The organism is Anabaena cylindrica UHCC 0172 (assembly GCF_034931625.1).
In the GTDB taxonomy this organism is placed as follows: Bacteria; Cyanobacteriota; Cyanobacteriia; order Cyanobacteriales; family Nostocaceae; genus Anabaena; species Anabaena cylindrica_A.
The window spans coordinates 1-21377 of record NZ_JAYGGY010000032.1 but is presented as its reverse complement, the minus strand read 5'-3'; the positions used below and the strand labels follow the sequence as shown (position 1 = coordinate 21377).

The 21377-nt window shown below is 39.5% G+C and carries 19 protein-coding genes; 9 read left to right on the top strand and 10 right to left on the bottom strand.

The annotated features are described in order from the left end of the window. Positions 1 to 411 precede the first annotated feature (411 nt). The gene (locus VB713_RS10350; protein ID WP_323311476.1) at positions 412 to 1236 is read left to right on the top strand and encodes a SirB1 family protein; all 825 of its coding nucleotides are present in this window, start codon (positions 412 to 414) and stop codon (positions 1234 to 1236) included. 76 nt (positions 1237 to 1312) lie between these two features. Here VB713_RS10350 and VB713_RS10345 read toward each other — a convergent pair whose 3' ends face one another. Beyond that, the gene (locus VB713_RS10345) at positions 1313 to 1762 is read right to left on the bottom strand and encodes an SRPBCC family protein (protein ID WP_323311475.1); all 450 of its coding nucleotides are present in this window, start codon (positions 1760 to 1762) and stop codon (positions 1313 to 1315) included. Positions 1763 to 2173: 411 nt separating this feature from the next. Between VB713_RS10345 and trpS the strand changes: the two genes are divergently transcribed. From trpS to VB713_RS10325, 4 genes are all read left to right on the top strand, one after another. Next, on the top strand, positions 2174 to 3181 hold the full coding sequence (gene trpS, locus VB713_RS10340; protein WP_323311474.1) for a tryptophan--tRNA ligase: 1008 nt from the start codon (positions 2174 to 2176) through the stop codon (positions 3179 to 3181). Positions 3182 to 3240: 59 nt separating this feature from the next. Continuing rightward, a complete protein-coding gene (locus VB713_RS10335; RefSeq protein ID WP_323311473.1) occupies positions 3241 to 4155 on the top strand; it encodes a methylenetetrahydrofolate reductase in 915 nt (304 codons plus the stop codon). Positions 4156 to 4269: 114 nt separating this feature from the next. Further along, positions 4270 to 4971, top strand: a complete 702-nt coding sequence (locus VB713_RS10330) for a Uma2 family endonuclease (protein WP_323311472.1) — start codon at positions 4270 to 4272, stop codon at positions 4969 to 4971. Between the two features lie 163 nt (positions 4972 to 5134). Beyond that, positions 5135 to 6580, top strand: coding sequence for a hypothetical protein (locus VB713_RS10325; RefSeq protein ID WP_323311471.1), 1446 nt, complete (start codon positions 5135 to 5137; stop codon positions 6578 to 6580). Positions 6581 to 6663: 83 nt separating this feature from the next. Here the strand turns inward: VB713_RS10325 and VB713_RS10320 are convergent, their stop codons facing one another. From VB713_RS10320 to VB713_RS10305, 4 genes are all read right to left on the bottom strand, one after another. Then, positions 6664 to 6942 carry a type II toxin-antitoxin system RelE/ParE family toxin gene (locus tag VB713_RS10320; protein ID WP_323311470.1) on the bottom strand — a complete coding sequence of 93 codons (279 nt, stop codon included), beginning with the start codon at positions 6940 to 6942 and terminating at the stop codon, positions 6664 to 6666. Then, positions 6939 to 7205: a CopG family ribbon-helix-helix protein gene (locus tag VB713_RS10315; RefSeq protein WP_323311469.1), complete on the bottom strand. Its 267-nt coding sequence runs from the start codon at positions 7203 to 7205 to the stop codon at positions 6939 to 6941. The genes VB713_RS10320 and VB713_RS10315 overlap by 4 nt, the downstream gene beginning before the upstream one ends. An 86-nt stretch (positions 7206 to 7291) precedes the next feature. Continuing rightward, the gene (locus VB713_RS10310; RefSeq protein ID WP_323311468.1) at positions 7292 to 8338 is read right to left on the bottom strand and encodes a DUF1611 domain-containing protein; all 1047 of its coding nucleotides are present in this window, start codon (positions 8336 to 8338) and stop codon (positions 7292 to 7294) included. After that, positions 8322 to 9374, bottom strand: coding sequence for a dipeptide epimerase (locus VB713_RS10305; RefSeq protein ID WP_323311467.1), 1053 nt, complete (start codon positions 9372 to 9374; stop codon positions 8322 to 8324). Before VB713_RS10305 ends, VB713_RS10310 begins: the two co-directional genes overlap by 17 nt. A gap of 139 nt (positions 9375 to 9513) precedes the next feature. Here VB713_RS10305 and VB713_RS10300 point away from each other — a divergent pair, with 139 nt between their 5' ends. Beyond that, complete coding sequence (locus VB713_RS10300) at positions 9514 to 10062, top strand: NUDIX hydrolase (protein ID WP_323311466.1); 549 nt, start codon at positions 9514 to 9516, stop codon at positions 10060 to 10062. A 15-nt stretch (positions 10063 to 10077) separates the two neighbouring features. On the opposite strand, the gene VB713_RS10295 is transcribed toward VB713_RS10300, so the two are convergent. Then, a complete protein-coding gene (locus VB713_RS10295) occupies positions 10078 to 11001 on the bottom strand; it encodes a nucleoside hydrolase (RefSeq protein ID WP_323311465.1) in 924 nt (307 codons plus the stop codon). Positions 11002 to 11017: 16 nt separating this feature from the next. On the opposite strand from VB713_RS10295, the gene VB713_RS10290 reads away from it, so the two are divergent. After that, positions 11018 to 11449 carry a nucleoside deaminase gene (locus tag VB713_RS10290; protein ID WP_323311464.1) on the top strand — a complete coding sequence of 144 codons (432 nt, stop codon included), beginning with the start codon at positions 11018 to 11020 and terminating at the stop codon, positions 11447 to 11449. A gap of 252 nt (positions 11450 to 11701) precedes the next feature. On the opposite strand, the gene VB713_RS10285 is transcribed toward VB713_RS10290, so the two are convergent. The 3 genes from VB713_RS10285 to dapF form a co-directional block, all read right to left on the bottom strand. Next, positions 11702 to 14467, bottom strand: a complete 2766-nt coding sequence (locus VB713_RS10285) for a COR domain-containing protein (protein ID WP_323311463.1) — start codon at positions 14465 to 14467, stop codon at positions 11702 to 11704. Positions 14468 to 14664: 197 nt separating this feature from the next. Next, on the bottom strand, positions 14665 to 15579 hold the full coding sequence (gene rbsK / locus VB713_RS10280) for a ribokinase (RefSeq protein ID WP_323311462.1): 915 nt from the start codon (positions 15577 to 15579) through the stop codon (positions 14665 to 14667). A 216-nt stretch (positions 15580 to 15795) separates the two neighbouring features. Continuing rightward, positions 15796 to 16635 (bottom strand): diaminopimelate epimerase, encoded by an 840-nt coding sequence (gene dapF / locus VB713_RS10275; RefSeq protein ID WP_323311461.1) that lies wholly within the window; start codon positions 16633 to 16635, stop codon positions 15796 to 15798. An 81-nt stretch (positions 16636 to 16716) separates the two neighbouring features. Between dapF and VB713_RS10270 the strand changes: the two genes are divergently transcribed. Then, positions 16717 to 16998, top strand: coding sequence for an Hfq-related RNA-binding protein (locus VB713_RS10270; protein WP_323311460.1), 282 nt, complete (start codon positions 16717 to 16719; stop codon positions 16996 to 16998). Positions 16999 to 17334: 336 nt separating this feature from the next. On the opposite strand, the gene VB713_RS10265 is transcribed toward VB713_RS10270, so the two are convergent. Continuing rightward, a complete protein-coding gene (locus VB713_RS10265) occupies positions 17335 to 19605 on the bottom strand; it encodes a cation:proton antiporter (protein ID WP_323311459.1) in 2271 nt (756 codons plus the stop codon). Between the two features lie 234 nt (positions 19606 to 19839). On the opposite strand from VB713_RS10265, the gene VB713_RS10260 reads away from it, so the two are divergent. After that, on the top strand, positions 19840 to 21282 hold the full coding sequence (locus VB713_RS10260; RefSeq protein ID WP_323311458.1) for an FAD-binding domain-containing protein: 1443 nt from the start codon (positions 19840 to 19842) through the stop codon (positions 21280 to 21282). Positions 21283 to 21377: the final 95 nt, after the last annotated feature.

Sequence of the window (21377 nt, the reverse complement as noted above, 5' to 3'; positions counted from 1 at the left end):
GGCATAGGTGAATTTTTCATCTAAATTTTATATTGAGATAGCGATCGCTCATAAACAAGGTGGAAAATCTTAGCAACTGTTCTCGTCACTTGGTGCGATCGCATATTGTAGGTAGAAGAAAATTAGGTATGGCATAGGTGAATTTTTCATCTAAATTTTATATTGAGATAGCGATCGCTCATAAAAAAGGTGGAAAATCCTAGCAACTGCTCTCGTTACTTGGTGCGATCGCGTATACAGAATTTATGCTTATATTAATATTGGGAGATAGAACCTCCAAGACAGCATTTCCAGTCTGGAGAATGGGAACGAGGGAAATAGACATTTCTAAATTCTCTGAATACCCTAAAATAAGAGTTAAGTACAAAAAACTGTTTACTTTTCCCTTCAGTCGCTTCATCCCTATTGCTTATGAATTTCTCTCCAGCACGTCAGTATTTTTACCAGGAGATTCAACAATCTGACGAGTCTATCAACTTGGCAAAGGCGGCTTTGTATATTGCTCAAGAAGAATATCCTGATCTTGATATAGAAGAATATTTCAACGCTCTCGATACAATAGCTGTTGAGTTACAAGAGCGCTTACCATCTTCACGCTATCCGCTGCGGGTGATTCAAAGTATTAATCAGTATTTATACGATGATTTGGGATATAAAGGTAATAAAGTCAATTACTATGATCCGCGTAATAGCTTTTTTAATGATGTAATTGAACGCAGAACGGGGATTCCCATCACTTTAGCGCTGGTTTACCTGGAAGTAGCCAAACGCATTGATTTCCCAATGGTGGGGGTGGGAATGCCTGGACATTTTCTGATTCGTCCCGACATTAATGATATAGAGATTTTTGTTGATGCTTTCAATGGTGGTGAAGTGATGTTTGCACAAGATTGCCAAGAAAGGCTTTCGCAAATTTATCAGCAATCTGTGACTCTACAACCTGAATTTTTAGCCGCAGTTAGTAATCGACAGATTTTAGCAAGAATACTGACAAATTTGAAGTATATTTACCTCAAACAGCAGGATTCAGAAAGAAGTCTAGCAGCAGTGGAGCGAATTTTATTGTTGTTTCCTGGTGTGAGTTTAGAAGTGAGAGATAGAGGTTTGCTCTACTATAAACTTGGTCAGTTCACTCAAGCTATAGACGATTTACAAAGTTATTTAGCCAAGGTTCCCGACGCTGAAGACGCAACTGTAATTCGCCAATTACTGGCAAAATTGGATAAAAAAAACTAAATTAATGCAAAATTACTTATAGAATGGGGCAGAGGAGCAGAGAAGAATAACTTTCTATCTATTCCCTATGCCTCAATTACAAATTAGCCACTTCTTCTGCAACTCGTTTGAGACGACGCAGTTGAGCTTGCATATCTGCTTTTGTCCAAGATGCAGCAAAGGTGTTAAAACCCCAACTGACTAAGGGGTTGGGAATCTGAAACTCAAAGCGGTTAATTAGAAGTGTGCCTTTTGCTACAGGTTGACATTCCCAGCGATCGCTTCCTTGGAAAAATCCCTTGAATCCCCAGATTACCAAACCCGGTTGCCGTTCGACAACAACTGTGTTCAATGTGGGTTTAATTACGGGAATTTGAATAATAAATCGGCTACGACTACCGACTTCAGTACTCCACACTTTTCCGACAGGTTCACAACGGAGAACAGGGTTAAGCCAACGGTGCATGAGTGTTAAATCTGTAACACAGCGATCTACTACTGTAGCAGCGGCTTGAATTTTAATTGATTGTTCTAAAACCTGGGACATTTTTTGGTGGTGATGCTATTGCTATTTTTATAGTAAGCCATAGCCATCCGATTTGATTTATAGTCAACTTAAGTATTGGCGACCAGTAGTCGCGGTTATAAAATCAAATAGTTATACAATAAATTTGGCTTGCGAAATGCGATCGCTATTAATTGCCACCGAAACCGAGTAAAACTTTGGATACAGTAAATATTACACAAAATGATCGAGACTATCTCAAAGTTCTTGGTACTCTTGTTTATGATTATGAACAGCAACATGAAATAATACCTACCCTACAAGAGGTTGAGGAAATGAAGAGATTGGGGAATTTTACCAATCACTAATAACTAATGACTAATGACTACTAAAATAAGTCATGTAACCGCCCCATTTACAAAGGCGGTGATTGGAGATAACTAATTGATAATTATGGGTAAGCAGCGCGTTCTGTCGGGAGTTCAACCAACTGGTAACTTACACTTAGGTAACTACTTAGGTGCGATTCGCAACTGGGTAGAAATTCAAGATCAGTATGAAAATTTCTTTTGTGTGGTAGATTTACACGCAATTACTGTACCGCATAATCCCGCCACTTTAGCGGCTGATACTTACAATATTGCTGCTTTATATTTAGCCTGTGGTATTGATTTAAATCATTCTCACATTTTTGTGCAATCTCACGTTTCGGCGCATAGTGAACTTACCTGGTTGCTAAATTGCATTACCCCACTAAACTGGTTGCAAGATATGATCCAGTTTAAAGAAAAAGCGGTTAAACAAGGTGAAAATGTTGGTGTGGGTTTGTTAGATTATCCCGTGCTAATGGCTGCGGATATTCTGCTTTATCAAGCGGATAAAGTCCCTGTGGGTGAAGATCAAAAACAACATTTGGAACTAACAAGGGATATCGTTAACAGGTTTAATCATCAATTTGCGAAAGATGCACCTGTGCTAAAGTTACCAGATCCTTTGATTAGAAAGGAAGGTGCAAGGGTGATGAGTTTGACAGATGGAACACGGAAAATGTCAAAATCTGATCCTTCGGAATTGAGCCGAATTAATATTTTAGACTCACCAGAACAAATTACGAAGAAGATTAAACGCTGTAAAACTGATTTGGTGAGGGGTTTAACTTTTGATGACTCAGAACGTCCAGAATGTCATAACCTGTTAACTCTGTATACTCTACTGGCTGGAAAAACTAAGGAAGAAGTGGTTGTTGAATGTGCAGATATGGGTTGGGGACAGTTTAAACCATTGTTGACAGAAACAGCAATTAATGCTTTAAAGCCAATTCAGGAGAAATATGAGGAGGTAATGAAAGATAAAGGCTATCTGGAGTCAGTTTTGCGAGATGGTAGGGAAAAAGCGGAAGCGATCGCTTACTCTACCTTAGCAGATGTCAAAGCTGCTTTGGGTTTTTCTGTTCCTCTCTAAGGTTTTCGCTTTTGGGTGTGATTTGTTTTACCCTTTAAGAAAACCGAATTGATAACATTATGCCGGATACCCAGAGCTTTAGTACATTAAATAACTTCCGAAAAGCGGTAGAAGCGGGAGAGTTTCTCATTACTGCTGAAGTCGCACCTCCCAAAGGAGGAAATCCCACGCAGATGCTGAAAATGGCGGCGACTCTTAAGGGAAGGGTTCATGCTGTCAATATTACTGATGGTAGCAGAGCGGTGATGCGGATGTCTTCGTTGGTTGCGTCAGCGATTTTGTTGCAAAATGGTATTGAGCCGATTTGTCAGTTTGCTTGCCGCGATCGCAATCGGATAGGATTACAAGCAGATTTAATGGGCGCTCATGCTTTGGGTATCTGCAATATTTTAGCTTTAACTGGCGATCCTGTAAAAGCAGGTGATCATCCTGAAGCAAAAGCTGTTTTTGATTTAGAAGCTGTGCGACTATTGCAATTAATTAGGAAAATGAATCAAGGTGTGGATTTTAATGAAAAACTCCTCAATGATGGTGCATTAGATTTATTTGCAGGTGCAGCGGTAGATCCTCAAAGTAAAAGTTGGTCAGGTTTACAAAGTCGTTTTGAAAAGAAAGTAGAAGCCGGAGCGCAATTTTTTCAAAGTCAATTAATTACAGATTTTGAAATCCTAGAAAAGTTCATGGATAAAGTTGCAGCAGGTTATAATAAACCAATTTTGGCAGGAATTTTTCTGTTGAAATCAGCCAAAAATGCCCAGTTTATTAATAAGGTTGTTCCTGGTGTAAATATTCCCCAACATATTATTGATAGATTAGCAAAAGCTAAACATCCCCTAGAAGAAGGCATGAAAATCGCAGCGGAACAAGTGCAGATTGCGCGGGAATTGTGCCAAGGTGTGCATATGATGGCGGTAAAACGAGAAGATGCGATCGCACCTATCTTGGATTTAGCAGGGGTGGAGAAGGTTAGTTAGAGGTAAATGCGGTGGCTACGCCCGCCGCAGGCATCGTATTTATTAAATTAGGTGCGATCGCTTTCCTTCCTAATATTGCTAAACTAAAACAAACCTCACAACACGCGAGGGTATATGACCGCTGCAATCAACCGTCCCTACCCAGAAACCAGCCTCCCAGACCATACCCAACTCCCAGAGTCTGATGGTACTTTTGTAAAAAACTTTCAGGCACATCCCCAAAGCATTTTACTAACCGATTCCATCAAACCTGTATTGCAAAAACTTCATCCAGACGGGCAATATATCATAGGTCAAAATAGTGCTATTTATTGGCGCATTACCGAGCCTCTAGAAATAGGCGCACTAGCTCCAGACTGGTTTTATATACCCAATGTTCCACCTTTATTAGATGGTAAAATCCGACGTTCTTATGTGCGTTGGTTAGAATGGATTTCGCCATTAGTTGCTTTAGAATTTGTTTCTGGAGATGGTGTGAAAGAACGAGACAAAACCCCTTGGAAAGGTAAATTTTGGATTTATGAACAGGTAATTAAACCTGCTTTTTATGGCATTTATGAAGTGAATAAATCCAGTTTAGAAGTTTATAAATTCATTAGTGGACAATATCAGTTATTACCAGTAAATGAACGGGGACATTATCCGATTGCACCTTTGGGAGTTGAGTTAGGTTTATGGCAGGGAGAATATCAGAATGCAGAATTACCCTGGCTGCGCTGGTGGGATTTGCAAGGTAATTTATTATTAACTGGTGAAGAAAGAGCAAATCGCTTGGCAGCACAGTTGCGGTCTTTGGGGGTTGAACCGGAAGTGTAATGTGATTTGGAGTTTGGGTTTAGGATTTTAGATTAGTTAATTTTAGCTAGTCAAAAATCTGAAGTGTAAAGAGTGATTAGTATTAAATTAATGACAGGTATAGTTTGACATTATCATTTCAAAATGAGTATAATAACTTGATTGTTATTTAAAATACTTCATAATGCTTCCTCAAGATAAAGATTTAATTCTTAAAGAAAAAGTCAAACTGTACAATAACATCGGCAAGATAAACGATTGTGAAGGTCGTCTATTAGCAGAGCTTGAAATATACCCCACACCGCGTATTAATTGGGATTTTGAAATTATTGGTAATGTTGAGTGTGATGTACCACGTTCCGCAGCTTTCCAGTCAGTCCCATTAAATCCTTTGAAGGGATATTCTTTTTCCATAGACGAACCATTTTATAGCGGCGACTATTCTACGGTTATTGGTCCAGTAAGAGCGATGAGAGGTTCTACTGCTCAGGCGCTTTATGGTGACATTGACAAGACAGCTAATATATTTACATTTTATTTACCTAATACTCGCTTTCAACTTACAAGTAATGGACAAAAGGGGTTAATTACACAGACCACAGAAACAGCAACTGGTAAACAAGTAGAATTGAAAACAGCAGGAAAATGTATAGACTTACCTATAGATGATACTTGGAATATCAGCCTGGAAATACGAAATGAAGCCCTTGAATGGCTCAAGCCAGAAAATCGCAATATAGGTACACTGATAACCACAGTTGGTCAGCTTTATCAACGAAAATATAAAGCGACAGAGCCTGAGACTTTTTCTGAGCTTCAAACCATTACACTCAAAGATATTTTAGATCGCCTCAAAAACCTCAATTGGGTTCTGTCTTATGCAAATGGGGGATATTTAGGATCTCTTTATGTTCAGGGTGAACAATATACTGAAGATATATTCCATCATGTTATTACCTCTTGTGCCGTCGCTCAGGCATCTCAGACTACTCCTTTAGAGCAATTAGGTTATTCATGGATCACATCATATAGTGACCTGACGGATTATTTAAAGTGTTTTTCTACTTTTGAACGCATGATCCAAAAAACATTTTGGAAAGATACCTTTGAATTTGTGTTAAATCAGTATTTCCAAGCAACAAGACCAATGACATGGGAAATAACAGCCAGTTCTGCTGGTGCTGCTCTTGAGCGATTAAGTTATACCATTCTTGTAGAGGAAGAAATTGATGCTACCAAAAAAGCTAACTATGAATTACTCTTTGATATCAGCAAAAATAAAGAGGCTAAACAATATTGGAATCTCCTCTCTAAATATCAAAAAACAGACGAAAAATATTTAAGTGTAACCGGAATCAGATTGAGCCTTTTACTTGAACGAATAGGACTATTTTGTGATATCAACCCTGACAAAATACAATCTTTTCTTGATGTCCGAAATGATGCAGTTCATCCCAGAGTAGGAACTATGACAACTGAACAGCGTTGGACTCTAATTAGACAAGCTATTCAATGGATTGATGAAGTCTTATTATGGCGAATTGGTTATAGTGGAGAATATCTTGATCGCTCACAGGGAATATCCATAAATCCACGTTATGACCTAAGTTTACGTGATTCAAGCTGGTAATTTAGCTGAACTATCTTGATTGTAAGAAAACGGGGTGAAAGTGGGAAGATTTAAAAATGTGATTCTTCCCACTATTCCCCCACTTACCCAAAATCACGAAACTCTTTACCGTGCCATATTCTTAATATAAAAATCACATCCTCAAGGCGTAAATATCGCACCACATAATCACCAGCTACAAGTTCACGGACATTTTCAAACTCTGGTATAGAACGCCCTATATCGGGATGCAGTACAAGTTTTCCAATCGCCTGTCGTAGCCGCAGAGATATACGTTCTGCTGCTTTTGGGTTATGAACTGCGATAAACGCCCGTAGCCGAATCAAATCTTGAATTGCACTTTCCGAGAACTCCAATCTCATATCAAAGGAGCCTTAGTTTCAGCAGCAGTTCCCCAAGTTTCTAGCCATTTCATCACCTCTTCCCCTGATACTACACGACCGGCTTCAATATCCGCGATCGCTTCTTGAGTCTCTTCCAGCATCTGTTGTTTTCGTTCTTCCTGCTCAATATACCGACGTAGAGCATCATTAATTATCCAACCCTTAGAACGCTGAAGACGGGTAGCAGCGGTGTCAAGTTTCTCTTGCAAGTCATCATCCAGCCGAAAACTCGTGGTACTCATGGAATCACCTAAAAATAATGCACAATACTACATTGCATTATTTTTAGTCTAATTCACTATTCATCAACTTTCAACCACAAGTATTGCTAACCCCGCATCACTGCATCTAACAACAAACCAGCATCAAAACGCACAGGATCTGTACAAGGTAGCCCGGTTTCGGCTATAGTTTGAGCGATCGCACTCCTCGCTCCAGCTTCATCTAAATTCCTAGTATTCAAAGCTATACCCACTACAGGAACTTTAGCAAAAGCACCCCCTGCACTAGCCACCATTTCATACATCTTAATTACTTCTGGTAACGGTGGAATTGGCACATGGGGATTATTGCGGTTATGAGTTTGTCCGGCTTGATGAACTAATACTAAATGTGTTGGTTGAGAACCACGAATTAACGGTAAAGTTGCAGTCGAACCAGGATGCAACAAAGAACCTTGTCCTTCAATTTGCAGAATATCGTAGTGTTTACCAAAACGCATTACCAACTGTTCTACAGCACCCGCAGCAAAATCTACCCGCACAGCATCCAAAGCTACCCCATCACCTTCTAACATTAAACCAGTTTGACCTGTTGCCAAAAACTTAGAACGCCAACCCCGCAACTTTGCAGCCCAATGTAATTCTAAACTAGTAGACATTTTACCAATCGCCATATCAGTCCCCACCGTCAACACCCGACGACAGGAAAGAGTCCGCGCTAACCCCGAAGCGACATCTAAATTAGCTGGTTCTTTGCGGACATCCCAAATTAACTGTCCTGGTTTTAAAAGTGCATTTAACTCCGGGATATTCGCTAAAGGTGTGTGTAATCCATTAACCAAAGACATTCCCCCTTTGAGAGCATCTTTAATATCAGGCCAGTAATTATCCGGTACTAAACCACCTTTGGGAGCAATCCCAATTACTAATACTTCCGGCATATACCGAAACGTTTCAGCTACCGATGCCACAATGGGAACATCACGCTTGATACCTGTTAACTCTGATAAAGATTTACCAACAGATTCACGGTCAATAACTGCGACAATTGGGGCTTCACTGTAGCGTAAAATGGACAAACCGGTTTTACCCTGAGTACCACTGAGTCCCTCATGCAGTAAAATTGCTGTTTTTTGATTAAGCGGCAAACGCACTATATTTTACTCCCAAACCAGGTAAATCATTAGGTAAAACTCGTCCTTCATGCACCACTGCACCCATAAACGGGTCATCAATTAAATTGAGGTGACTATCTAAATCTAAATAATCTGCTAAAGGTGCAAGTTGTAAAGCTGCTGTATTAGCCAGTGAACTATCAGAATAACAGCCAAACATCACTTTTAAACCATGCGCTTTTGCTGTATGTACCATTCGCATGGCTTCACTTAAACCACCAGATTTCATTAGCTTGATGTTGATACCATCTACATAGTCGGCTAATTCAGGAATATCAGCGCTGGTAAAGCAACTTTCATCTACAAAGATGGGTAAGGGTGAATGCTCCTTGAGGGTGGCTAAATTGGCTTCTTGACCGCGTGGTAATGGCTGTTCTATATATTTTATACCTAAATCAGCTAACCAAAGAGACATTGCGATCGCATCTGCTAAGTTCCAACCCCCATTAGCATCTACAAATAAGTCTATTCCTGGTGCTTCTTCCCACACGGCTAACAGCATTTTCCGGTCTGCATCTATCCCTGCTGGTGAACCTAACTTCACCTTTAGCAGCCGCACATCCATGTATTCTAACCAGTCTCGCGTCCTCGCTGCTGCCCCTTCTGGGGAATTAATGCCAATTGTCACCGAAGTTGGTGCGATCGCATTTTTATCCAGTCCCCAAAGTTGCCATAAAGGTAGCCCCAAACTCTTACCCATCCAATCATACAGCGCCATATCTACAGCCGCCCTAGCCGCCGAAGGAACCTGTTTTTGAGCCAATACTTTCTCTATCTGCTGCCGTTCCCAAGGGCTATATGCTTGCAACACAGGCGTGATTTGCTGCAAAGATTCTCTAATTGTATCAGTAGACTGTCTGCGATCGCCCACACCAAAAGGTGAAGCTTCCCCCCAACCTTCAACCCCATCTTGGGAAATCTGCACCCACACATTAGTCGTCTGTGCTGTTGTTCCTCTACTAATAGTTAATGGAAATCGTTTATTAACAGTAAATATTTTGACATTAATTTGCATATATATACTAGATATTGAATTGAAGCAAGCAAACAGTTTAAGTGCAAAGTTTAGGTTTTTTATTATATCTGTTATACTTTTTTACATTTGCAGTTAATTATCTAAAATTTCAGGTAATTTTTCATCGGTAACTTGTTTTATGAATAATTTACGAAAATGGAAAATCTTAAAATCAAACATGATTATAGATCATCACTGGTGTAAGGTTAGACAAGATCAAATAGAATTACCTAATGGGCAGATTATAGATGATTATTTTATCAGTATTAAGCCAGATATTGCACTGATTTTACCGATTACCAATCAACAAGAAATAATTTTTGTTCGTCAATACAGACACGCTGTAGGGGATTTTTTTTTAGAACTCCCCGCAGGAAGCTTTAATTCCACCACAGAAAGTGCAGAAACAGCAGCAATCAGAGAATTAAGAGAAGAAACAGGTTATACTACTCAAAATTTACAAAAAATTGCTACTCTCTACGATAAACCGAGTAAAGATACCAATCAAATACATTTATTTTTAGCAGAAAATGTAGTCAAAGTTGGCGAACAAAATCTAGATATTACCGAAGAAATTGAAATTATCTTAATTCCTCTAAAATCAGTATTAGATAAAATTGCTCAAGGAGAAATCTCTGTAGCTGGAACTGTAGCTGCTCTTTTCTTAGGTTTAAATTTTCTCAAATGAGCGAACGGACAGTAATTATCTTGCCCATTGCTGTAAAATATAAGCATAAAAAGCTTCTTTGTCTACTTTATCCATAGCGTAAATTTTCCTTCCTCCGGCAACTATTTTAGTTCGTCCTTGACTAACACCAGACGTAATAATTTTTGTTTCCCATTCTCGCAATTCATAAAACTCAGGTTTACCCAAATAAGCCGTTGCTAAAACATCCCAAAAATAATAATCTTGAGGAACAACCAAAGCATAACATTGACCTGCTAAATCAGAGATAGGATATTGGCGTTGTCTAGCAATTTTTTTAAATAAATCTAATTCCAGAGATACATTATTAGTTAAATCCAGAGGACACATAATAATTTCAATTTGCGTTTCCCAAATTCGCGCTGCTGAAATTGCATCCCAATAAACATTCCATTCAGCAGAACCATCCTGTCCAGCTTCTAGACTTTTTTCCACATTTCCTGGTACATTTAAAGCACCACCCATCCAAACAATTCTGGCAATTTTTTTCTCAATTTTCGGTGCTTTATCTAAAGCTACAGCTACAGTTGTTAAAGGTCCTGTTACCATCAACGTGACTGGTTCCGGTGCTTCCCGTAACACCTGCACCATAAAATCTTCACCTGTTTGTGCAACTAAAGGCGTATTAATAGTATCCTTTTGATTGAGAATAGGTAAACGGTCAATAATCAAAGAATCACGACGATAAAGACGAGGAAAAGGATTAATTCCGCGCACAGTACTTTCTGCAACTGGAATATGAGAAAATCCCATTAAATCAATAATTTTACGAGTAGCACTAACAGATGCTTGAATATAACAATCTGCGGGAGTTGCAACAATGCCAAGAAGTTGGATATGATCCATTGTCAGCAAGAGCATAGTTGCTAAATAATCATCTACACCGCCATCATGATCTAGTAATACCAGTTGTTTTTTCATATCAGGAGTTTATCAAATGGACGAATTTATGCAAGCTGCAATTAGCGAAGCTAAACAAGGCAGAGAAGAGGGAGGAATTCCCATCGGTTCTGTTTTGGTCAAAGACGGCAAAATTATCGGTAAAGGACATAATAAAAGGGTACAAGATGGTGATCCTGTCACCCATGCCGAAATTGATTGTTTAAGGAATGCTGGGAGAATCGGTAATTACAAAGGTACAACTTTATATTCTACCTTAATTCCTTGTTATTTATGCGCTGGTGCAGTTGTACAATTTGGCATTAAAAAAGTAATTGCTGGAGAATCAAAAACCTTTCCTGGTGCAAAAGATTTTATGATTTCTCATGGGGTAGAAGTCGTTGATTTAAACCTTGACGAATGCGAAAATATGATGAGTGAATTTATTACAGAAAAACCAGAATTATGGAATGAGGATATTGGGAATTAAAGAAGTCAGAAATTTCCTATTCCTTTAATTCTTCATTCAAGATTTATAAAGTAAGTAAGAATTCTATCATCTATGTAATACCAATCTAATATGAAGTTGCATATAATTAGGAGTCTGAAAACCTTGTCAATGCAAGAATCATTCTGTGCAGCTTCATATAAAAATGGTATAAATGCTAATTTTTATGGTGAAATTTTGTCTGAATCAGGATTTGCAGGATTTAAGGATTGTAACTCATTGGATAAAAAAATATTATGGTGTTGATGTGGGAGTTTGTTGTGGTGTCGTTTCTGAAGGTGGAACACCCATATAGAAAAGTAAGAATACTAAAACAAATGCGGCAAATGCTCCTGTGGCTTTAACCTGAGTTTTTGTCTTTAGAAAAGGTATTGAAGATTCTAAACCGAGATCACCAGAAACTAAATAACCAGAAATACCTGCAAATGCAGATGCTAAAAATCTCAGAATAGCTAAAGCATTGCCATTCATAGTTCTAGGATTAAGAACAAGGACAATAAAAGTAGTTAATACTCCTAAAGCCATCGCTAAGGCAATACCGCGTTCAGCAGAAGAAATAGGTTGTTTTGGAGGTGTTTCTGATGGTTGTGGATTCATATCAGGGTCTTTGGCTCGTTTTGGTGCTTCTATTCTCTCACGATCTCTGCGTCTATGGCGTTCTTGCTCTGATTCAATGCCATTTAGTAGTTCTATCGCATTGAAAGCTTCTTTTAGTCCTGCGGGAATGATGCGTAAATTTTCATCTGCATAAACAAGCAAGTTTTCATAATCTACAAATATGTGAGGATGTCCGGGAATTGGTACTTTTTCTTTTGGATCTAAACCAGTAAAAGTCTGATGAATGGCATCAAATTGAGAACGAATCATTGCTAGTAATTCTTTGCGGGTGGAGATATCACCAGTGATAGAAATGAAGATTTTGCGGTCTTCTTGGTCACTCTTTATTAATGCTCGGCTATTGCGGTATTTTAAAACTATACCAGTTCGCCACCAAGTTTGTTTGTCTGCGGTGTGGTGCATTCGGACTATAAAACGGGAAATAATGCTGTTAGGTAAAACATTGTAATGATATTGAAAAGCTAAAATATTCTCCCAGTCTCCAGTTGCGGGTTCTTGTTTGGGTAATAAGTCAGGGATGAGATAACTATCTCTATCTTCTAAAGGAAAGCAGAGTTCAAATTTCCCCATCATTTCAATGATGAACTGTTGTTTATTACGGGGATATTCAGGACAGTCTAAGATTCTTTGTAATTGTTGACGTTGCAATATTCCCCGGAATTGAGTCATGAGTAGATTATCGTTGAGAATTTTGTAAACGCCAATTGTTACCCATTCTGGATGAAGGACAGAAGTATCTTGTACACGGGGATCATCGCGGAAGTTGAGAATAATGCCTAGTTGATGCAGCAGTTCAATTAGTGTAGATTGTTTAAGTTCTTCGGTGATTTTTTCTCGTCGGCAAATAGTCTCATATTCGCTGTAGTCAATATAGTTTTTATTCATCTCCTCTAGACAGGTCTTGACTTCAAACCAACTGAGGGGTAAAGGATCATGAATACCTTCTAATTTATTAATTTCTCGTTTGATAACTGCTAATAATTTATCTACACCGTTGCCAGTTTTACAGGAAATAGACAATATTTCTTTAATATTTTTATATTTATCTCTTAGTCCCTTTTGGTCAATATCAAGGGGATGCTCGTCGGTTTTATTGCCAACTAAAATAATAGGAGAATCACCACCAAAACTTTCAATTATTTTCAGCCAGTATTCTATTCTGTTTTGTTGTTCGTCTTCACGGGCATTAATTACCAGTAGGTAAAGGCTGCGTTTGGTGAGAAAAAATTGGTGTGTGGCGTGCATGATTTCTTGACCACCAAAATCCCATATATTCAGTCGGATAGTTTGGTGATTAACTTCTATATCCCAGTTTTGAATATTGATGCCTTCGGTTTTACGTTCGTTTGCGTCGAACTTGTTTTCAATCAGCCGTTTAACTAAGGAAGTTTTACCCACAGTTCCTTGACCTACAAGCAATACCTTAGCTTCGTTGAGGGGTTTTTGCTCCTCGGTTTGGAGAGAGAAATAGTAGCTGAGAATCTTCGACGGTTCACCCAATTTATCCCAACTGATACCTAAAATTTCTTCAGGAATATTGAGTTTATTGCCACGTAAATCGAGTGTTTCGAGTTTAGATAGTTGTTTAATTCCGACTGGTAAGGTCGTCAGTTGATTGTAACTGAGGTCAAGCAGGCTGAGGTTGGTGAGTTGGGCGATCGCTTCTGGCAGGGTCTTTAGTTGATTGTTTCTGAGGTAAAGCTGGCTGAGGTTGGTGAGTTGGGCGATTTCTACTGGCAAGGTCGTCAGTTGATTGTTACTGAGGTAAAGCTGGCTGAGTTTGGTGAGTTGGGTGATCGCTTCTGGGAAGGTCGTCAGTTGATTGTTTCTGAGGTAAAGCTGGCTGAGGTTGGTGAGTTGGACGATTGCTTCTGGCAGGGTCTTTAGTTGATTGTTTCTGAGGTCAAGCAGGCTGATGTTGGTAAGTTGAGCGATCGCTTCTGGCAAGGTCGTCAGTTGATTGTAACTGAGGTCAAGCTGGCTGATGTTGATGAGTTGGGCGATCGCTTCTGGGAAGGTCGTCAGTTGATTGTTTTTGAGGTAAAGCAGGCTGAGTTTGGTGAGTTGAGCGATCGCTTCTGGGAAGGTCGTCAGTTGATTGTTTCTGAGGTAAAGCAGGCTGAGTTTGGTGAGTTGGGCGATTTCTACTGGCAAGGTCGTCAGTTGATTGTTTCTGAGATCAAGCTGGCTAAGGTTGGTGAGTTGGGCGATTTCTACTGGCAAGGTCGTCAGTTGATTTCCACTGAGGTCAAGCTCGCTGAGGTTGGTGAGTTGGGCGATTTCTGCTGGTAGGGCTGTTAAGCCTTTTCTAGAAAGGTTTAATTTAGTTGCCTTATCTTTCGCAGCTTTTTGAATAATTTCCAGCAGTTCTTGATCACTCATGATTAGGAAAGCAGAGATAATAAAAAATATTGATATGAATATATTGCCTTAAAAATACAACTTATCAAGGTCAGAATTTGGTTATTATATTCTTCTGACGGTTTACGTACTTCCTCTTTACCTGACGATTGTTAAACGGAACTTCTTGCGTAACCCCAATGGTTATAAATGAAGGAAAGTGAAAAACTACAACGCGCCTACATTATTAAAAACTTCTCCAAAGTAATCTTATCAGGTAAAGAACTCTGCGCTCCCCTTTTTGTTGTTGCTAAAGCACCTGCTGCTGCACCCCAAATTACAGCTTCACGTAAAGGGAGTTTGTGAAAAAGTGCTGCTGCTAAACCTGCATTAAAAGCGTCACCAGCAGCAACTGTATCAACTGCTTGAACTGGAAAAGCTGGGATAAAGAAATTTTGGTCAGCAGTGGCACAATAAACACCTTTTGCACCCAATTTTATCACTGCACACTTCACTCCCCGTTGCAATAAAATAGTTGCTGCTTTTGCTGCTGTTTCTTCTCCATTGACAAAAAAACCTACTAATTGGCTTGCTTCTATTTCATTGGGTGTAATAATATCTATGAGTGGGTAAAGTTGATCTGGTAATTGAGTTTGTGCTGGTGCGGGATCAAGAATAACGGTAATATTTGCATCTCTGGCAGATTGGGCAGCTTTAACAACGGTTTCAATAGGAATTTCTAATTGTAAAAGTATGGCTGTTGCTTGTGGTAACAAGTGAGATAATTTTTCTAGATCATCTTGATTAACTTGTCCGTTTGCACCGGGAATAACAATTATGTGATTTTCTCCAGCATTGTCTACGGTGATGATAGCAACTCCAGAACTGACATTTTCGGAAATGGTGATATTCTCTGTTTTTACACCGGAGATTTGCAAGTTTTTAATGAGTTCTTCACCAAAACTATCATCCCCTATACGTCCTATTATGTGGGTAGGAATTCCCAATTTTGCTAATGCGACTGCTTGATTTGCACCTTTACCTCCTGGAGTTTTAAAAAAGGTTTCTCCTAGCAGGGTTTCTCCGGCAATTGGTAAGCGGGGGGTTATTGCCACTAAGTCTATATTGATGCTGCCAAAGACGATAATGCTCATAAGATATGGAATTTACGCACTATACAAGTTGGATTTAATTTGAATTAAAGATAATTGATTATTGTCGCTTTGGGGATAACTTATTAATAAGGTGCGTCAGGTATAAAAAATCTGTTAATTGTCCTAAATTATCGAATCTGATGCACCCTACAAGAAACTATATTGATAACGATTATAGCAATACAATCAAGGGCGGGGAAACCCCGCCCCTACAGGTTAGAATTTGCTTGTAAATACTCGTTCTGCTGGCCCTGTCATATAAATTCGTTGATCAACTTCTGACCATTCAATTTCTAAGAGGCCACCTGGTAATTCGATTGTAGCTGTGCGATCGCATTTATCATTCAAAACTCCAGCTACCAAAACCGCACAAGCACCAGTTCCACAAGCTAAAGTAATACCTGCACCCCGTTCCCAAACCCGCATTTTTAAGTAATTACGGTTAACAACTTCAATAAATTCTGTATTGATTCTTTGGGGAAAAGCTGGGTGATGTTCAAATTTGGGGCCAATGGTTTCTAAAGGAATAGCCGCAACATCTTCAACAAAAGTGATGCAGTGAGGGTTTCCCATGCTGACACAGGTAACATTCCAAGTTTTGCCGGCGACTTCTAGAGGTTGATTAATGACTTTACTGTCAGCAGCAACAAGGGTAGTGGGAATTTCTTGTGCGAGTAAATGAGGTAAACCCATATCCACCTTGATTTGACCATCATCAGTGAGTTGGGGAGTCATCACACCTGCTAAAGTATGAATGCGATAATAGTCTTTAGTGCGGGATACACCTTCCAACTCAGTTAAAAATGCGGCTAAACAACGAATACCATTACCGCACATCTCTGGTTCTGAACCGTCGGAATTAAAAATCCGCATCGTGTAGTCAGCACCATTTTCACCTGGTAAAGCAAAGATCACACCATCAGCACCAATCCCAAAATGGCGATCGCACCATTTTACAGCTTGCTCTGGTGTAATTACTGGTTTAGAGGTAGAACGGTTATCAATGAGAATAAAATCGTTACCTAGACCATGATACTTAGTAAATTCGATTGCCATTTTTCCCTAGATGAATTATCAAAGATAGATGAGTGCTGATTTAAACATTGTCCCTCGTACATATATATATCATTACCAACAATGGCAACAACTGACTTTAATACGAGCCTACCTAGCATTCGACAAGTGCAAACTTGGATTAAACAAAAACCCACAGTTGAATTCAAACTAATAACTGGAGACCTAATCACAGGTCAGGTTTTTTGGCAAGATCACAATTGTGTATGTATTGTAGATGGCAACAACGAGCAAATTATTGTTTGGAAATCAGCGATTGTCTATATGAAATCTCGCAGTGAAGCAGTATTAGAAAGGGGGTTAGTCCCACAAGAAGGCAGAGTAGAAGTTGCCAATATAGAATAGGGGGAAAGGGGCAGGGGGCAGGGAGCAGGGCAAATGACTCTCTTTCCCGTGTAAAATTTATCATCTTCTTTCCATCTTCTCTTCCTTCTTCCTTCTTCCTTCGCGCTCTTCGCTTCTTCGCGGTTCATTTAATCCATATTCTTCTGGAAAGTAACAGGTATACTGCAAACGGGTGAAATTTGGACTTATGTCATACTGAGCGTAACGTAGTGCAGCGTTCGCGTAGCGTGCCGTAGGCTCTAGTATCTCGGAGATTCTTCACTTCGTACCCTGCGGGAAGCAAGCTACAGAATGACACTTTTAACCCGTTTTTAGTATAATTTAACCTCCCCCACTCTACGGAATCACAGGTAACTCACAAGAAGGAGTAAAAAATTGTTGGAGTTCATTCAAGCTGGGTAAACTACCGCACAAAAGAACTTGATCACCTGTTTTCAAATCCATATTGCCACGAGGAAAGCGGATAAATTTGCCATCTCGCCGAATAGCTTGGACTTTGACCCCATAATCTTTATCAACGGTTAAATCTGCCAAAGTCTTACCCAAAATAGGACAATTCGCTGGAACATTTATCCATTGACAAGCATTACTTTCTCCAGGAACCGCTGCATTTCCTTGAGCAAATTCGGATAATGCAGCTAATTCCTCAGTTGCGCCCACCACTAGCAAGCGATCGCCCGCTTCTAGTTTAATCTGACTATTAGGATAATCAATCTCTTCCCCATTGGTGCGACGAATAGCCATTAAACTCACCCCAATCAGATAGCGCATATCCGCTTCTTCTAAAGTCATCCCAATCAATGGAGAATCAGAAGGTAAATCATACCAACGGCGATTCAAATCGCGGGTTACTTCCTGTAAATATTCAGAAACCTCAGTTGCAGAACGTTCAGAACGCAAATCTAAATAATGGTCTTTGCGGATTTCCTGCATTTGTTTCTGCACTACTTCTGGTAACAAACCCACACGACTGAGTAAGTAAGCAGCCATTTCTAAACTAGCTTCAAACTCTGGTTGTACCACTTCCCTAGCTCCCAATTGGTAAAGTACCTCAATATTTTTATCTTGGGTAGCGCGGACAACTAAATCTAATTCTGGGGATAATTCCAAAGACCGTTTTAAGCATAAACGAATACTAGCAGGATCTGGGAGAGCGATCGCCATTCCTTGAGCATGATTCACCCCAGCAGTTTCCAAAACATGAAAACTCACCCCATTCCCATAAACATAAGGTATTTCTGCCTCCCGTAATTGCTGAATCCTACTTTCCGATTGGTCAATGACTACCACAGGTAAATTATTTTGTTGCAATAACCGCACCAAATTTTTACCAATGCGACCATAACCACAAACAACAATATGGTCTTTTTGTGGCAAATCTTCAGATAAATCACGCACCTGATCTTCTTCTAAGTAAGGTTTCAACCAAGGCATAGATTCAGCAAAATTGAATAAAAATGGTACTAACCGCAAAACAAAAGGAGTCAACATCAGCGTGACTGCGGTAGTTCCTAAAATTAGTAAATATATCCGTCGGGAAACCAACCCCAAAGCCTGTCCTTCACTAGCCAGCACAAAGGAAAATTCCCCGATTTGCGCTAGTCCCAACCCCACAATTAAAGCTGTTTTCAGTGGATAGCCGAATAATTTAACTAGGGGAGTGATAATTAAAAATTTACCAATAAAAACAAGTCCCACCAAGCCGAGAATCAATTCTAGATTGTTCCACAAAAATATTGGGTCAATTAACATCCCAATAGCAGCGAAAAATAAACTAGCGAAGATATCCCGTAAAGGTTCAACAATAGTCAGAGTCTCGTCAGCATATTCCACCTCAGAAATCATCAAACCGGCGACAAATGCCCCCATTTCAATTGATAAACCTAAATATTCAGTGAGTAGGGCAATACATAAACATAGAGTTACAACTCCTAAGAGAAATAACTCCCGGCTTTCAGTGCGGGCTATGAGTCTCAGCAAAGGGGGAATTAACCAAATTCCTGCTACAACCGCACCGGCTGCAAATAGACCAATTCGCACCAAAGCTGTTAGTACTGCCATACCCAGGACTTCTCCAGGCTCGTGCAGGGCTGGTAACACGGCTAACATTAGCCCCAAAGCTAAATCCTGGACTACCAAGATACCCAGCATCACTTGACCGTGGGGGGTTTCCGTTTCGTTGCGTTCCATTAAGCACTTGAGAACAACTGCTGTGGAAGACAAAGACAGAATTGAACCCAAAAATACCCCTTTGGCGGGTAAAGTTCCCCAAGCACCTGTGATTGCACACACCAAAACAGTGACGAGAATAGTGAGGATAATTTGTAAACTACCACCTCCAAGTGCGATCGCTTTTACTTTCTTCAGTTCCCCAAAGGAAAACTCCACACCCAAAGCGAATAACAAAAAAGCTACCCCAAACTGAGCCAGAGTTTCTACCTGCACAACCTCTTTAATTACCCCCAGTCCGGCAGGCCCCACGACCATACCGCCAATGAGATACCCCAGCAGTACAGGTTGTTTTAATAAAGCAGCCAGCAGTCCACCACAGGCAGCGACTGCAAGAACCGATACCAAATCAACAATTAACCGAAAATCCTCTTGCACCAGTTTTTATCAGAATGATGAAGAACTATACGAATCCTAAATCATTTATGAAAAATTTGAAGTAGTGTCCGATGGACATTGCTTAAAATGCAACAATACAGAAGGACTCCTCCTGGGTAGGAATTCTTGGCGCTACAATCTTTGTTACCAGATGTCTAATCAATTTTTGAGTGGCGTGATTCTAAATACTACTTTTAGCCTTAAACTAGTACAAATAAACTGTATGAAAAACGAATGTCTGACCTAATTTTATTTTGGCACCGCCGCGATTTACGTATTTCCGATCATACAGGACTGGCTCAAGCCAGAGAACAAAGTGCAAAGGTAGTCGGTGTGTTTTGCCTTGATCCTGATATTCTCCAACGAGATGACATAGCACCAGCTAGAGTCACTTATATGATTGGATGTTTACAAGCACTCCAAAAACAATATATCCAAGCTGGTAGCCAATTGTTAATTCTGCAAGGTAATCCAGTCAAAATAATTCCCGATTTAGCAGCAGCATTGGTAGCAAAAGCAGTGTTTTGGAATTGGGATGTAGAACCGTATTCTCAAACACGAGATATGGCTGTCATTGATTCCTTAACAGCAAAAGGTATTCAGTTTCTTAATCAAAATTGGGATCAGTTACTTCATTCACCACCAGAAATTTTTAGTGGTGCTAAAACTCCCTATACTGTTTATACTCCTTTCTGGAAAAATTGGATTAGTAAACAAAAAGCAATTCCAGTAAAAGCTCTACAAAATTTTGAAAATTTAACAGCACAAGAACAAGCAATAGCTCAACAAGCAGGTGCAATTAATTTACCTTCTGCTCAAGATTTAGGCTTTATTTGGGATGGAGAACTAATTATTGCACCAGGGGAAACAGCAGCACAGGAACGTTTAGAAACTTTTACAAATTCTGCTATTACTGAATATCAAGAACAGCGTAATTTTCCTGCTATAGATGGTACATCCCAATTAAGTGCAGCTTTAAAATTTGGTGTAATTGGTATTCGTACCGTTTGGCAAGCAACAATAGAATCCCTGGAAAATAGTAATAGTGAAGAAGTAACAGCAAGTATTCGCACTTGGCAACAAGAATTAGCTTGGCGAGAATTTTATCAACACGCTATGTATCATTTCCCGGATTTAGCTGATGGTGCATATCGAGAGAGTTTTAAAACTTTCCCTTGGCGAAATAATGAAAAATATTTTCAAGCTTGGTGTGAAGGAAAAACAGGTTATCCAATAGTTGATGCAGCCATGCGGCAATTAAATGAAACAGGCTGGATGCACAATAGATGTAGAATGATAGTTGCTAGTTTTTTAACTAAAGATTTAATTATCAATCCTCAATGGGGAGAAAAATATTTTATGCAGAAACTCATTGACGGTGATTTATCTGCTAATAATGGTGGTTGGCAATGGAGCGCTTCGAGTGGCATGGACCCCAAACCATTAAGGATTTTTAACCCAGCAAGTCAAGCACAAAAATTTGATGGAGAAGGGGAATATATTCGGCAATGGGTTCGAGAATTAAAGTCCGTGGAGACAGAGTTTTTAATAAGTGGTAATATTACACCTTTAGAGCGTCGTGCTATTGGTTATCCTGCACCAATTGTAGATCACAAAAAACAGCAAGCTTTGTTTAAAGAAATGTATAAAGAACAGAAAATTAGCATGAGTAATTAGATATCACACACCAGTATACAACAGATTTCGTTGCTAAGAGATTATACTAAAAACGGGTTAAAAGTGTCATTCTGTAGCTTGCTTCCCGTAGGGTA

Excerpts from the sequence above, each read along its gene's own strand:
- VB713_RS10350 (WP_323311476.1), top strand. The coding sequence starts at position 412 with ATGAATTTCTCTCCAGCACGTCAGTATTTTTACCAGGAGATTCAACAA.
- VB713_RS10345 (WP_323311475.1), bottom strand. The coding sequence starts at position 1,762 with ATGTCCCAGGTTTTAGAACAATCAATTAAAATTCAAGCCGCTGCTACA.
- trpS (WP_323311474.1), top strand. The coding sequence starts at position 2,174 with ATGGGTAAGCAGCGCGTTCTGTCGGGAGTTCAACCAACTGGTAACTTA.
- VB713_RS10335 (WP_323311473.1), top strand. The coding sequence starts at position 3,241 with ATGCCGGATACCCAGAGCTTTAGTACATTAAATAACTTCCGAAAAGCG.
- VB713_RS10330 (WP_323311472.1), top strand. The coding sequence starts at position 4,270 with ATGACCGCTGCAATCAACCGTCCCTACCCAGAAACCAGCCTCCCAGAC.
- VB713_RS10325 (WP_323311471.1), top strand. The coding sequence starts at position 5,135 with ATGCTTCCTCAAGATAAAGATTTAATTCTTAAAGAAAAAGTCAAACTG.
- VB713_RS10320 (WP_323311470.1), bottom strand. The coding sequence starts at position 6,942 with ATGAGATTGGAGTTCTCGGAAAGTGCAATTCAAGATTTGATTCGGCTA.
- VB713_RS10315 (WP_323311469.1), bottom strand. The coding sequence starts at position 7,205 with ATGAGTACCACGAGTTTTCGGCTGGATGATGACTTGCAAGAGAAACTT.
- VB713_RS10305 (WP_323311467.1), bottom strand. The coding sequence starts at position 9,374 with ATGCAAATTAATGTCAAAATATTTACTGTTAATAAACGATTTCCATTA.
- VB713_RS10300 (WP_323311466.1), top strand. The coding sequence starts at position 9,514 with ATGAATAATTTACGAAAATGGAAAATCTTAAAATCAAACATGATTATA.
- VB713_RS10295 (WP_323311465.1), bottom strand. The coding sequence starts at position 11,001 with ATGAAAAAACAACTGGTATTACTAGATCATGATGGCGGTGTAGATGAT.
- VB713_RS10290 (WP_323311464.1), top strand. The coding sequence starts at position 11,018 with ATGGACGAATTTATGCAAGCTGCAATTAGCGAAGCTAAACAAGGCAGA.
- VB713_RS10285 (WP_323311463.1), bottom strand. The coding sequence starts at position 14,467 with ATGAGTGATCAAGAACTGCTGGAAATTATTCAAAAAGCTGCGAAAGAT.
- rbsK (WP_323311462.1), bottom strand. The coding sequence starts at position 15,579 with ATGAGCATTATCGTCTTTGGCAGCATCAATATAGACTTAGTGGCAATA.
- dapF (WP_323311461.1), bottom strand. The coding sequence starts at position 16,635 with ATGGCAATCGAATTTACTAAGTATCATGGTCTAGGTAACGATTTTATT.
- VB713_RS10270 (WP_323311460.1), top strand. The coding sequence starts at position 16,717 with ATGGCAACAACTGACTTTAATACGAGCCTACCTAGCATTCGACAAGTG.
- VB713_RS10260 (WP_323311458.1), top strand. The coding sequence starts at position 19,840 with ATGTCTGACCTAATTTTATTTTGGCACCGCCGCGATTTACGTATTTCC.